Origin of the sequence: Halomonas maura, assembly GCF_030409305.1 — a bacterium.
GTDB classification, from domain to species: Bacteria; Pseudomonadota; Gammaproteobacteria; order Pseudomonadales; family Halomonadaceae; genus Halomonas; species Halomonas maura.
Genome location: NZ_JAUFPQ010000024.1, coordinates 1 through 13,277, shown reverse-complemented (window position 1 = coordinate 13,277; position 13,277 = coordinate 1). Strand labels below are relative to the sequence as shown.

Here is a 13,277-nt window from a genome sequence, read left to right as displayed (position 1 = left end):
TGGATCTGCGACATCCTCGACACCCTGGCCGCCGAGACCGACACTACCGAGGTCGAGTCCGAAGTGCGCGGCAAGGTCGCCGAGCTGTGCGACCGCCACCCCGTCTATGCCAAGGCCGTTGCCGAGCAGGCCGGCACTACCACCGCGTGAGCCCGTTCCCGCCGGCCCCCGGCGGGACCCTCGAGGAGATTCCTATGCAACGTTATTCAGGCTTCGGGCTAGTCAAGCACGCGCTCAGCCACCACGAGAACTGGCAGCGCCAGTGGCGCAATCCCACGCCCAAGAAGGCCTACGACGTCATCATCATCGGTGGCGGCGGCCATGGCCTGGGGACCGCCTATTACCTGGCCAAGGAATTCGGCATCAAGAATGTCGCCGTGATCGAGAAGGGCTGGCTGGGCGGCGGCAATACCGCCCGCAACACCACCATCGTCCGTTCCAACTACCTGTGGGACGAGGCGGCGGCCCTCTACGAGCACTCCATGAAGCTGTGGGAGGGCCTGTCCCAGGACCTCAATTACAACGTCATGTTCTCCCAGCGCGGCGTGCTCAACCTGGGCCATACCCTGCAGGACATGCGTGACATCCAGCGCCGGGTCAACGCCAACCGCCTGAACGGCATCGACGGCGAGGTGCTCGACGCCAAGGGCGTCCAGGAACTGGTGCCGATCATGGACTGTTCCAAGAACGCCCGCTACCCGGTGCTCGGCGCCTCCTGGCAGCCGCGCGCCGGCGTGGCCCGCCACGACGCCGTGGCCTGGGGCTTCGCGCGTGCCGCCGACGCCCATGGCGTGGATATCCTGCAGCAGACCGAGGTCACCGGCTTCAAGATCCGTGACGGCCAGGTCTACGGGGTGCACACCAACCGCGGCGACATCGAGGCCAAGACCGTCGGCTGCGTGACCGCCGGCAACTCCGGCGTGCTGGCCGGCATGGCGGGCCTCAAGCTGCCGCTGGAGTCGCATCCGCTCCAGGCGCTGGTCTCCGAGCCCCTCAAGCCGGTGCTCGACACCGTGGTGATGTCCAACCACGTGCACGGCTACATCAGCCAGTCCGACAAGGGTGACCTGGTCATCGGCGCGGGCATCGACGGTTACAACGGCTATGGCCAGCGCGGCAGCTACCCCACCGTGGAGCACACCCTGCAGGCCATCGTGGAGATGTTCCCGATGTTCTCCCGGGTGCGCATGAACCGCCAGTGGGGCGGCATCGTCGACACCTGCCCGGATGCCTGCCCGATCCTCTCCAAGACCCAGGTCAAGGGGCTGTACTTCAACTGTGGCTGGGGTACCGGTGGCTTCAAGGCCACCCCGGGCTCGGCCCATGTGTTCGCCGCCAGCCTCGCCAAGGGCGAGATGCACCCGATCGCCGAGCCGTTCTCCATCGATCGCTTCAACACCGGAGCGCTGGTCGACGAGCACGGCGCCGCCGGCGTGGCCCACTAAGGAGATTCCGCCATGTTCTATATCCATTGTCCCTATTGCGGCGAGCTCCGGGAGGAGGAGGAATTTCATCCCAAGGGCCAGGCGCACATCGTCCGCCCCGCGGACCCCGCGGCCTGCAGCGACGATGAGTGGGGCGACTACCTGTTCTTCCGCGACAACCCCCGCGGCATCCACCACGAGCTGTGGGTGCACGCCGTGGGCTGCCGCAAGTTCTTCAACATCACCCGTCATACGGTGACCTACGAGATCCTCGAGACCTACAAGATGGGCGAGCAGCCGAGGTTCACCGCCGAGCATCCCGAGGGCCGGCCATCCCAGGACGGCGTCGATCCGGCATCGCTTCGTGAAGGAGTCCGCGCATGAGTCAGCTCAATCGTCTCGCCCGGGGCGGGCGCATCGACCGCTCCCGCAAGCTGAGCTTCACCTTCAACGGCAAGCGCTATCAGGGCCATGCCGGCGATACCCTGGCCTCGGCGCTGCTCGCCAATGGCGTCGACATCGTCAACCGCAGCTTCAAGTACTCGCGTCCCCGCGGCATCGTCGCCGCCGGCGCCGAGGAACCCAATGCGGTGGTCCAGCTCGGCAAGACCGAGGCGGGCCAGGTGCCCAATGTGCGGGCCACCCAGCAGGCGCTGTTCGACGGCCTGGAGGCGCGTAGCACCAACGGCTGGCCGAACGTCCAGCGCGACATGATGAGCCTGGTCGGCAAGCTGGGCGGCAAGTTCATGCCGCCGGGGTTCTACTACAAGACCTTCATGGCCCCGGCCTCCATGTGGATGACCTACGAGAAGTACATCCGCAAGAGCGCGGGCCTGGGGCGCAGCCCCATGGAGAGCGACCCGGACATCTACGATCACCTGCATCAGCACTGCGACGTGCTGGTGGTCGGTGCCGGTCCGGCGGGCCTCGCCGCGGCCCTGGCCGCGGCGCGCAGCGGTGCGCGGGTGATCCTGGTCGACGAGCAGGAGGAGATGGGCGGCTCGCTGCTGGATACCCGTGAGCTGCTCGACGACAAGCCGGCGGATCAGTGGGTCGCCGAGGCCCTGAAGGAGCTGGCCGGCCTGGACAACGTCACCCTGCTGCCGCGCACCACCGCCAACGGCTATCACGACCACCACTTCGTGACCCTCCACGAGCGGCGTACCGAGCATCTCGCCGAGACCGCCCCGCTCAAGGACGGTCGTCGCCAGGTGCGCTCGCGCATGCACCGCGTGCGCGCCGGCCGCGTCGTGCTGGCCACCGGCGCCCACGAGCGCCCGCTGGTCTATGCCAACAACGACGTGCCGGGCAACCTGCTGGCCGGAGCGGTCTCGACCTATGTCCGTCGCTATGGCGTCGTGCCGGGCAAGCGGCTGGTGCTCTCCACCAGCAACGACCATGCCTATCGCGCCGCCCTGGACTGGCTGGAGAGTGGGCACGAGGTGGTGGCCATCGCCGACGCTCGCGCAAACCCGGACGGCGAGCTGGTCGAACAGGCCCGGGCCCGCGGCATCCGTATCCTGCCCGGTAGTGCGGTGATCGAGGCCAAGGGTGAGAACCGGGTCAGCGGGGCGCGGGTGGCGAAGGTCGACCTGGACGGCTTCCGTGTCGCCGGCGCCGCCGAGACCCTGGATTGTGACACCATCGCCAGCTCCGGCGGCTACAGCCCGGTCATCCACCTGGCCTCCCACACCGGTGGCCGGCCGACCTGGCGGGATGACATCTTCGGCTTCGTGCCCACCCTGGTGAAGGGCGTGAGCGCGGCCGGCGGTGCCCAGGGCATCTATGCCACCGGCGAGGTGCTGGCCGACGGCGTCGAGGCGGGCCGCCAGGCAGCCACGGAAGCCGGCTTCTCGGCGGCCTCGGTGAGCCTGCCCGAGGTCGCCGTGCGTCGCGACGGCGCGGCCGTGGGCCTCTTCCAGGTGCCCCACGAGAAGCCGACCCTGCGTGCGCCCAAGCAGTTCGTCGACCTGCAGAACGACGTCACCGCGGCGGGCATCGAGGTGGCCACCCGCGAGGGCTTCGAGTCCATCGAGCACGTCAAGCGCTACACCGCCATGGGCTTCGGTACCGACCAGGGCAAGCTCGGCAACATCAATGGCATGGCCATCGCCGCCCGCCTGTTGGGTCGCTCGATCCCCGAGGTCGGCACCACGGTGTTCCGCCCGAACTACACGCCGGTGACCTTCGGCGCCATCGTCGGCCGTCACTGCCGCGAGCTGTTCGATCCCGAGCGTTACACCGCCATGCACCAGTGGCACGTGGAGCACGGCGCCGAGTTCGAGGACGTGGGCCAGTGGAAGCGCCCCTGGTACTTCCCGCGCAAGGTCAACGGCAAGACCGAGACCATGCACGAGGCGGTGGCCCGGGAGTGCCTGGCGGTGCGCGAGGCGGTGGGCATCCTGGATGCCTCCACCCTGGGCAAGATCGACATCCAGGGCCCGGACGCCCGCGAGTTCCTGGGTCGGGTCTACACCAACAAGTGGGCCAAGCTGGCCCCCGGCCGTGTCCGCTATGGCCTGATGTGCAAGGACGACGGCATGGTGTTCGACGACGGCACCACCAGCTGCCTGGGCGAGAACCACTTCCTGATGACCACCACCTCCGGCGGTGCCGCTACCGTGCTGGAGTGGCTGGAGCTGTGGCACCAGACCGAGTGGCCGGAACTCGACGTCTACTTCACCTCGGTGACCGATCACTGGGCGACCATGACCGTCACCGGGCCGGAAGCGCGCAAGCTGATGGCGGAACTCACCGACATCGACCTGGACAAGGACGCGTTCAAGTTCATGGATTGGCGCGAGGGCAGCGTGGCCGGCGTGCCGGCGCGGGTGTTCCGCATCTCCTTCACCGGCGAGCTGGCCTACGAGATCAACGTCCAGGCCAACTATGCCCTGCACGTCTGGGAGAAGCTGTTCGCCCACGGCGAGAAGTATGGCCTGACGCCCTACGGGACGGAAACGATGCATGTCTTGAGGGCGGAAAAGGGCTTTATCATCGCCGGTCAGGACACCGACGGCTCGGTGACCCCGGAGGACCTGGGCATGCAGTGGGCGGTCGGCTATGACAAGCCGTTCTCCTGGATCGGCCAGCGGGCGCTGACCCGGCCGGATACCGCGCGCACCGACCGCAAGCAGCTGGTGGGTCTCAAGCCCAGGGATGCCAAGGTGGTGCTGGAGGAGGGCGCGCAGATCGTCTTCGATCCGAACCACGCGATCCCCATGCCCATGGTGGGGCACGTGACCTCGAGCTACTACAGCCCGACCCTGGACTCCGGGTTCGCCCTGGCGGTGGTCAAGGGCGGTCAGCAGAAGATGGGCGAGACCGTCTATCTGCCCATGGCCGACGGCCAGGTCCATGAGGCCGAAATCGTCAGCCCCATCTTCCTCGATCCCAAGGGAGAGCGTCAGAATGTCTAACGTCGCAACCTTCGATACCCGTACCGAGGCCAAGATTCCGGTCGAGTCGCCGCTGGCCTATTCCTACCGTCGCTCGGGGGCCCCGGCCCCCACCGGCAAGAGCCGGGTGGTGCTGCGCGAGCGGCCCTTCCTCGGCCACCTGATCCTGCGCGGTGGCGCCATCGTCCTCGACGAGGCGGTGCGCCAGGTGCTCGGCGTCTCGCTGCCCGGCGAGCCCCAGGGGCTGGTCCATGACGCCGACGGCGAGCGCAGCATCCAGTGGCTGTCGCCGGACGAATGGCTGGTCATCGTGCCCGGTGGCGAGGAGTTCGAGCTCGAGAACCGGCTGCGCGCGGCCCTCGGCGATGCCCACTTCGCCATCAGCAACGCCGGCGGCGGCCAGACCCTGGTCGAGCTCGAGGGCGAGGCCGCGCGCGAGCTGTTGATGAAGTCGGTGATCTACGATGTCCATCCCAGCCACTTCCCGGTGGGCAAGGGCGTGACCACGGTCTTCGCCAAGACCACGGTCATCCTGCGCCGGCCCGCCGAGGATCGCTGGGAGCTGGTCGTGCGCCGCAGCTTCGCCGACTACACCTATCGCTGGCTGCTCGATGCCGGCGAGGAATACGGTATCGGCGTCGAGCGCTGATTCCGGTCCCTTCCTCACGTGTGTTTTCAGGCCGGGGCTCGCCCCGGCCTGCTTCGTCAGGAGACATCCCATGAGCCGTAATGCCGATACCTGGATCCTCACGGCCCAGTGTCCCAGCCGGCTGGGCACCGTGGACGTGGTCACCCGCTTCCTCAAGGAGAGCCGCTGCTACATCACCGAGCAGCAGTCCTTCGACGACCGCCATGCCGAGCGCTTCTTCATCCGCACCGAGTTCTATCCCCAGGACCCCGGGTTCGATGCCGAGGCCTTCCAGGCCGCCTTCGCCGCCCGGGCCGGGGAGTTCGAGATGGTCTTCGAGCTGACCGCCCCGGACGCGCGCATGCCGGTGGTGATCATGGTCTCCAAGGCCGATCACTGCCTGAACGACCTGCTGTATCGCTACCGCACCGGCCAGCTGCCCATCGAGATCCGCGCGGTGGTCTCCAACCATCCCGACCTCGAGTCCCTGGCCAGCTGGCATGGACTGCCCTACTACCACTTCCCGATCACCGCGGACACCAAGGCCGAGCAGGAGGCCCGGGTGTGGAGCGTGATCGAGGAGACCGGCGCCGAGCTGGTGATCCTGGCCCGCTACATGCAGGTGCTGTCCAGCGAGATGTGCGAGAGGCTCGCCGGCCGGGCCATCAACATCCACCATTCGCTGCTGCCCGGCTTCAAGGGCGCCAAGCCCTATCACCAGGCGTACGACAAGGGCGTCAAGCTGGTCGGCGCCACCGCCCACTACATCAACGACGACCTCGACGAGGGGCCGATCATCACCCAGGGCGTGGAAGCCGTCAGCCATGCCGACTACCCGGAGGACCTGGTGGCCAAGGGGCGCGACGTGGAGTGCCTGACCCTGTCGCGGGCGGTGGCCTACCATGTGGAGCGTCGGGTCTTCCTGCACAAGCGCCGCACGGTGGTGTTCACCCGCTAGACCGCGGGCGGCAGCGTCGCGTGCCGCTGACCCGGGCGGTGGCGGGGCGGTCCCCCTGGGGAGGGCCCGCACCGCCATCCCTGGCCACGGCCATGCCGGCCGGCGAGCTGGCCGGAAGCCGCTCATCGAACAGCCGCCAGCCCTCCTGGGCGGTGGTCGGCGGCACCCGTCACCCCGCAACGCTCCCGTCGAGGAGCGTTGTCTTTTCAAACTGTTACACGATCATGGTGAACCCTCGGGGGGAATGCCCGTCTCAGGGAGGCATTCACCGACGCATCTCAACGTAATTTCGGAGGTATTCATGCAACGATTCACCGCCCTGTTCTCCGCAGCCCTGCTCAGTGCCGGCCTGATGGGCTCCATGGCCCATGCTCAGGAGGAGACCGCCGGCACCGCCGAGCAGGCGCCGGCCGAGGCCCAGGCGCAGAACTTCTCCGATGACCAGCTGCAGAAGTTCGCCGATGCCTCCAAGGAAATCGCCGTGATTTCCCAGGACTACACCAAGCAACTGCAGAACGCCGAGGGCGACGAGGCACAGCAAGAGGTGCGCCAGGAAGCCAACGATAAGATGGTCGAGGCGGTAGAAAGCAGCGGTCTCGAGGTGGATACCTTCAACGCCATCGGCCAGTCGATCCAGCAGGATCCCGAGCTGATGCAGCGCGTGCAGGAGATGGCCCAGGGCAGCGCCGAAGGCCAGGGTTCCTGAGCCGAGTCCCGGGTCACGCCCGGGGCGACGCTAACCATCGACAAGGCCACCCCACGGGGTGGCCTTGTCGTGTCTGGGCAGGACGTCTCGCTGGCGGCGGGGCCTCAGGCCGGGCCCGAGCTCAGTCGTGGTGAAGCCTGGCGGTCCTCGCGCAACCCCCACGACAGCAGGGCGGCGGTGAGTCCCAGGCTGGCGAAGAGCAGGAAGGTGGTGTCGTGGCCCTCGCTCCCGATCAATCTGCCGGCCAGCGGGGAGCCGGCGACCTGGCCGACCGAGGTGGCGAGCAGCGGCCACACCGGCCCCAGCGAGGGGGCATCGACCATGATCTGGGTGCTCCTCACCAGGTAGAAGCCGGTCAGCGTCATGTAGCCGGCGCCGAACAGCGCCGCGGAGGCCAGGGCCAGGGGAAAGTGTCCGGGGGCCATGGCCAGCAGCGCCATCGCGGCGGCCATGACGATCAGGCCGAGGGCATGGCTCAAGGCCGGTCCAAGGCGCGAGATGAGGTCGCCGGCCCCGGCGCCCGTCAGCCCCCCCAGGCCGACCGCCAGCCACATCCAGGCGGCCTGGCGTGGCAGTAGGCCCCCGCCGGTGAGCACCGCGTCGGGGGCGAAGACCCAGTAGGCGGCGCTGACGATGCCCATGAGGCCGGCCAGGCCACTCAGCCGAACGATCCCCAGCCATTGCGTCCGGTTCACCCGCGGGGCCTCCGATCGGGACCGCGAGGTCGTGGCGAGGCGCTTGCCTCGTGGCAGATACAGCAGGGCGGCCAGGGCGCCCAGGGCCGCCAGGGCCGCGAACCCGCTATAGGCGCTTCGCCAGGCGTCCGCCCAGACCAGCACGGCGGGCATGGCCAGCGCGATCCCCAGACTGGTGCCCGCATTGATGATGGCGTTGACTCGGCCGCGCAGGCCGGACGGGACGACCCGGTGCACGGCCTCGGCCATGACCGGCGAGGATAGCCCGGTACTGATCCCGCAGGTCAGCACGCCGGCGGCGAGCAGCAGCGGCACGGGCGCATAGGCGATGGTCAGCAGCCCGACCGCGGCGAGGCAGGCGGCGGTCACCGCGCTGGCGCGAACCCCGGCGCGACGCGTCAGCCAGGGGGCGGCCAGGATCGCCACGACGAAGCTCAGGAAGGGCAGGGCGCCGATCACCCCGGCCATGGTCGGCGAGATCACCATCTCCCCGCGAATCGCGGGCAGGAAGAGCCCGAACACGAAGCGCGCCAGCCCGTAGGTGATGGCGATGAGCCCGCTGCCGAGGGTGGCCATGCCAAGCGGCGTCAGGGGTCTCATGGCTGGTGGCTCCGGGCGGCGGCGAGCAGGGCGTCGATCACCTCCCGGGTATCGGGCAGGGCCGTCCGTGCCCCGAGCAGCGCCACCGCCGTGTTGCTGCCCTCCAGCACCACGAAGAGCTGTCGAGCCAGGCCGTCCTCCCGGTTCAAGCCATCGCGTGTCAGCGCCGCCTCGAGGCGGGCCAGCAGGTCGGCCTTGGCGGTGGCCGCCAGGGCATGCAGCTCGGCGTTGTGCTCGGCGAACTCGCCCATGGCCTTGGCCATGATGCAGCCCTGCTGGCTGTACCGCTCGAGCCAGCGGCCATGGGCATCGACCAGGGCCTCCGTCACCTCGCCAGGGGGAGCGGACGCCGTCGCCGCCTCGAGGCTGGCAACGAAGCGCGCATGGCGCGCCTGCAGGACGGCGGCCACCAGGGCTTCCTTGGAGGCGAAGTGGTTGTAGAGGGTCATGCGCACCACCCCGGCCGCGGCCACGATGCGGTCGATGCCGGTGGCATGAAACCCCTGCTCATAGAAGAGGCGCTCGGCCGTGGCGAGCAGTTGGTCGCGCTTGGAAGCGGGCATCGTCGGGCTCCTTATGTAGACCGTTCTATCTAAATACATGGCCCCGTCCGTGTAAACCCCTGGCGCCTGTCTTGCCACCCTCGGTGCCCGTCGAGTCGCCGTCCGTCCTGGCCGGCATACGGCGCGCATTCCGCTTTACAGCGGGGGTGGGGCATTACAGACTGGGCACATCCTCAACGCGCGGGAGCAAGGGCATGGACGTGGAACTGCTGGAGATCCGCCAGCATCTGGGGCGCTTCCCGCCCTTCGATGGGCTCACCGACGAGCTGCTCGACGAGGTGGCCAGCCAGGTCGAGGTGGCCTATTTCAAGGCGGGCAAGGATATCCTCACCCTGGGGCAGGAGCTGCACGAGCTGTGCTATATCCGCAGCGGCGCCGTGGAGGTCTACCGGCGCGGCGGCGAGCTCTACAACCGCCGTGTCGAGGGCGATATCTTCGGCCAGTTCAGTCTGTTACGGAATCATCGGGTCCATTATCCCGTGCGGGCGATGGAAGACACCCTGATCTATTTCATCCCCGAGGCGGTCTTCCATCATCTCTGCAAGGTCGACGAGAACTTCGCCGAATTCGTCGAGCTGCTGCGTCCCCGGCTCGAGAGTGCGGTGGAGCAGCAGAAGAAGAACAACGACATGATGATCACCCGGGTGCGCAAGCTGGTCACGCGCTACCCGGTGATGGTCGAGGCCTCCACCACGGTTCAGGAGGCGGCCCGCCAGATCACCGACTACCAGGCCTCGGCGGTGCTGGTGCTGGATGCCCCGGGCGACAATCCCCGCTACACCTTCCGTGACAGCGAGAACCGCGCCTGGCAGCTGCGCGGCATCCTCACCGACAGCGACTTCCGGAAACGGGTGGTGGCCGAAGGGCGCTCGCCGGACACCCCGGTCGGCGAGGTGATCGGCAAGAATGTCATCGCCATCCAGTCCGACGAGTCGGTCCACGAGGCCATGCTGTGCATGCTGCGCCACAATATCCATCACCTGCCGGTCATGTATCGTCGCCGGCCGGTGGGCATCGTGCACCTCTCCGACATCATCCGTTACGAGACCCAGAGTAGCCTCTATCTGGTCAGCAATATCTTCCACCAGCCCAGCGTGGAGGGGCTGGCCCGGCTGGCCCCTGACGTCAGCGCGGCCTTCGTGCGGATGGTCGAGGAGGGCGCCGACTCGCGGATGGTGGGCAGCGCCCTGTCGACCATCGGGCGCAGCTTCACCCGCCGCCTGCTGGAGCTGGCCGAGGCCCGCCTGGGCCCTCCTCCGGTGCCCTATTGCTTCATGGCCCTGGGATCCATGGCGCGCAACGAGCAGTCCATCGTCACCGATCAGGACAATGCCCTGGTGCTGTCCGATGAGTTCGTGCCGGAGCAGCACGATGGCTACTTCCGCGAGATGGCCAAGATCGTCAGCGATGGCCTCGACGCCTGCGGCTACCCCTACTGCAAGGGCGACATCATGGCCACCAACCAGCAGTGGCGACAGCCGCTGTCGGTATGGAAGCGCTACTTCACCGAGTGGATCGAGCAGCCCAATCCAGAACGCCTCCTGCATAGCTCGATCTTCTTCGACCTGGACCCGGTCTACGGCGAGAACGTGCTGGTCGAGCAACTGCAGGACCTGGTGGCCCAGAAGGCCGCGACCCATCCACTCTTCCTGGCGGCCATGGCCCGCAATGCCCTCAATCGGACGCCGCCGCTGGGCTTCTTCCGCACCTTCGTGATGGAGAAGGACGGCAAGCACAACAACTCGATCAACCTCAAGCGGCGCGGCACCGCCCCCATGGTCGACCTGATCCGGGTGCATGCGCTGGCCTGTGGCTCCAACGCCCAGAACAGCTTCGACCGGCTCGACGACATCGACCGCACCCAGCTGCTCGCCCCCGGGGTCAGCGACCGGCTGCGCTATGCCCTGGAGTTCCTGTCGATGTCGCGCATCCACCACCAGGTCTTCGACATCCAGCACGATCAGGCGCCGGACAACAACATCGAGCCGGAGAACGTCACCAGCTCGGAGCGCCACAATCTCAAGGATGCCTTCCAGGCGCTGAGTCATGCCCAGAAGTTTCTCAAGTTCCGCTACCCGATGCCCTCACGGGCCAAGTGAACGAGGCATTGTGGATGCTGTTACGCCCCCGCAGGACGCAGATTCCCGACTGGACGAGCTATCTGGCGAGCCGGGCCGGTTTGGCCCGGGACAGGCGCCTGGCGCGGTTCTTCGCCGCCGGCGCACCGGCGCCGGAGACGCCCATTGCCGAGGCGCCACTGGTGGCACTGGACATGGAAACCACGGGCCTCGACCCCCGGCGCAACTCCATCGTCAGCATCGGGCTGGTGCCCTTCACGCTGGAGCGTGGCTTCCTCCGCGAGCGCCGCTACTGGATCGTGCGTCCCCGGCGATCGCTCAATGCCAAGTCCGTGACCTTTCATCACATCACCCACGCCGATATCGCCGGGGCCCCGGAGTTCGACGATGTCCTGGAGGACCTGCTCGATGCCCTGGCCGGTCGTCTGGTGGTGGTGCATTACCGTCACATCGAGCGACACTTCCTCAACGTGGCCGTCAAGGCACGACTCGGCCAGGGCGTCAAGTTCCCGGTGATCGACACCATGTCCCTCGAGGCGCGCATCCACCGCCAGTCGCTGCTGGCCCGTTTCAAGCGCTGGATCGGCCGCCCCCCGGCCTCCATCCGCCTCTACGACAGCCGGGCCCGCTATGGATTGCCGCCCTACCAGGGGCATCATGCGCTGACCGATGCGTTGGCCACCGCCGAACTGCTGCAGGCCCAGATCGCCCACCATTACAGTCCGGAGACGCCGGTGGGCACGATCTGGAGCTGATCAGTAATCGATGCCGCGTCGCGCCTGGAGGCCCGAGTTGAAGGCGTGACGCACCTCCTGCATCTCGGTGACGGTGTCGGCCATGGCCAGCAGGTCCCGGTGCGCGTTGCGCCCGGTGACGATCACCGTCTGCTCGGCCGGCCGTTGCGCCAGGGCGTGCCTGACGGTGGCGATATCCAGGTAGCCGAACTTGAGCATGTAGGTGATCTCGTCGAGCACCACCAGGTAGACCCCGGGGTCGGCGAGCAGGCGTTCGGCCTCGGCCCAGACCGCCCGGCAGGCCTGGGTATCGGCCTCGCGGTTCTGGGTCTCCCAGGTGAAGCCGGTGGCCATGATCGCCACCTCCAGGCGGGGGTCCTCGGCCAGGCGCTCGCGCTCGCCGCACTCCCAGACGCCCTTGATGAACTGCACCACCCCCACCCGGTAGCCATAGCCCAGGGCGCGGGTCACGGTGCCCCAGGCGGCGGTGGTCTTGCCCTTGCCGTTGCCGGTGAACACCAGCAGCTGGCCGCGCTGCTCGGTGGCCCGGGCCACCCTGTCGTCGACGTGGGACTTGAGTTTCTGCATGGCCTGGCGGTGGCGGGTCTCGCGGTCGCTCATCTCGACTCCCGGTGCGATACGTGAAAGGGGCAGCTTACGCCAGCCGTCCCCCGTCGTCAGCCGGTGCCTTCCGGCGGGAGACCCGGCGTTCGCGGCAGCGCTTCGTGGCCATGGCCCCGGGGGCGGACATCCTCTCCCGAGGGGCAGGCGTCGGCCGTGCTCGCGACATCGCGGCGGGGGCGGGCGACGGTCGCAGGATGCGCCTGAGTCGACTGATGGGATGGGCGATGGATAAGTGAAAATATTTCATGGAACGTGCCGCTGACAGCCGGGCTCCGGCTCGCCAGAATCCGGACAGGCCTACCGGATTGAGTCGACCCCGTGATGATCCTGCGCCCCGCGGAGACCCGCGACCTCGCCGCGCTCTACCGTCTCGAGCAGGTCGCCTTCAGCGGCGACCGCTTCAGCCGCCGCCAGCTCTGGCACCTGCTCAACCGCGCCAATGCCCTGACCCTGGTGGCCGAGGCGGCCGACGGCCGGCTGCTGGGTTACGGGACATTGCTGTTCCGCCACGGTAGTGGCCGGGTGCGGCTGTACTCCTTCTGCGTGCATCCCGAGGCCCGTGGTGGTGGCCTGGGGCGTCGCATGCTGCAGTGGCTCGAGGACGCCGCCGGCCGGCGTGGCTGCGACTGGCTGGTGCTGGAGGTGCGGGCCGACAATGCCCCGGCCCTGGCGCTCTACCGCGGCATGGGCTTCGCCCCCTCGGACTGGCTGGGGGACTACTACGAGGACGGCTGTGCCGGCTGGCGCATGGTCAAGCCGCTGGGCCTGGCCCAGGCGGGCTAGCGGGATCTCGCCGGCGCGGCCGCTAGGTGTGATCTCTCGGTAGGTTGTTCATCCGGAACCTACCCGGACAATTGGAGGTGCGACCC

The 13,277-nt window shown here is 68.0% G+C and carries 12 protein-coding genes; 9 read left to right on the top strand and 3 right to left on the bottom strand.

Going from position 1 to position 13,277, the window contains the following annotated elements; all coding sequences use genetic code 11:
- The first annotated feature begins 194 nt into the window (after positions 1-194).
- From QWY76_RS17045 to QWY76_RS17020, 6 genes are all read left to right on the top strand, one after another.
- Positions 195-1,445: a sarcosine oxidase subunit beta family protein gene (locus tag QWY76_RS17045; protein ID WP_290312543.1), complete on the top strand. Its 1,251-nt coding sequence runs from the start codon at positions 195-197 to the stop codon at positions 1,443-1,445.
- Positions 1,446-1,457: 12 nt separating this feature from the next.
- Positions 1,458-1,808 carry a sarcosine oxidase subunit delta gene (locus QWY76_RS17040; protein ID WP_290312542.1) on the top strand — a complete coding sequence of 117 codons (351 nt, stop codon included), beginning with the start codon at positions 1,458-1,460 and terminating at the stop codon, positions 1,806-1,808.
- Positions 1,805-4,843 carry a sarcosine oxidase subunit alpha gene (locus tag QWY76_RS17035; protein ID WP_290312541.1) on the top strand — a complete coding sequence of 1,013 codons (3,039 nt, stop codon included), beginning with the start codon at positions 1,805-1,807 and terminating at the stop codon, positions 4,841-4,843. The genes QWY76_RS17040 and QWY76_RS17035 overlap by 4 nt, the downstream gene beginning before the upstream one ends.
- Positions 4,836-5,471: a sarcosine oxidase subunit gamma gene (locus QWY76_RS17030; protein ID WP_290312540.1), complete on the top strand. Its 636-nt coding sequence runs from the start codon at positions 4,836-4,838 to the stop codon at positions 5,469-5,471. The genes QWY76_RS17035 and QWY76_RS17030 overlap by 8 nt, the downstream gene beginning before the upstream one ends.
- 70 nt (positions 5,472-5,541) lie before the next feature.
- Entirely contained in the window at positions 5,542-6,408 is an 867-nt protein-coding gene (gene purU, locus QWY76_RS17025) for a formyltetrahydrofolate deformylase (RefSeq protein ID WP_290312539.1), read from the top strand.
- Between the two features lie 301 nt (positions 6,409-6,709).
- Positions 6,710-7,114, top strand: a complete 405-nt coding sequence (locus QWY76_RS17020; protein ID WP_290312538.1) for a DUF4168 domain-containing protein — start codon at positions 6,710-6,712, stop codon at positions 7,112-7,114.
- 104 nt (positions 7,115-7,218) lie between these two features.
- Here the strand turns inward: QWY76_RS17020 and QWY76_RS17015 are convergent, their stop codons facing one another.
- Together QWY76_RS17015 and QWY76_RS17010 are read right to left on the bottom strand one after the other, a co-directional pair.
- Positions 7,219-8,409 (bottom strand): MFS transporter, encoded by a 1,191-nt coding sequence (locus QWY76_RS17015; protein ID WP_290312537.1) that lies wholly within the window; start codon positions 8,407-8,409, stop codon positions 7,219-7,221.
- Positions 8,406-8,972, bottom strand: a complete 567-nt coding sequence (locus QWY76_RS17010; protein ID WP_290312536.1) for a TetR/AcrR family transcriptional regulator — start codon at positions 8,970-8,972, stop codon at positions 8,406-8,408. The genes QWY76_RS17015 and QWY76_RS17010 overlap by 4 nt, the downstream gene beginning before the upstream one ends.
- Positions 8,973-9,166: 194 nt before the next feature.
- On the opposite strand from QWY76_RS17010, the gene QWY76_RS17005 reads away from it, so the two are divergent.
- Positions 9,167-11,071 (top strand): DUF294 nucleotidyltransferase-like domain-containing protein, encoded by a 1,905-nt coding sequence (locus QWY76_RS17005; RefSeq protein ID WP_290312534.1) that lies wholly within the window; start codon positions 9,167-9,169, stop codon positions 11,069-11,071.
- A gap of 14 nt (positions 11,072-11,085) precedes the next feature.
- A complete protein-coding gene (locus QWY76_RS17000) occupies positions 11,086-11,805 on the top strand; it encodes a 3'-5' exonuclease (protein WP_290312531.1) in 720 nt (239 codons plus the stop codon).
- On the opposite strand, the gene cobO is transcribed toward QWY76_RS17000, so the two are convergent.
- Complete coding sequence (gene cobO, locus QWY76_RS16995) at positions 11,806-12,405, bottom strand: cob(I)yrinic acid a,c-diamide adenosyltransferase (RefSeq protein ID WP_290312530.1); 600 nt, start codon at positions 12,403-12,405, stop codon at positions 11,806-11,808.
- 324 nt (positions 12,406-12,729) lie between these two features.
- Between cobO and QWY76_RS16990 the strand changes: the two genes are divergently transcribed.
- Complete coding sequence (locus QWY76_RS16990) at positions 12,730-13,191, top strand: GNAT family N-acetyltransferase (protein ID WP_290312529.1); 462 nt, start codon at positions 12,730-12,732, stop codon at positions 13,189-13,191.
- Positions 13,192-13,277: the final 86 nt, after the last annotated feature.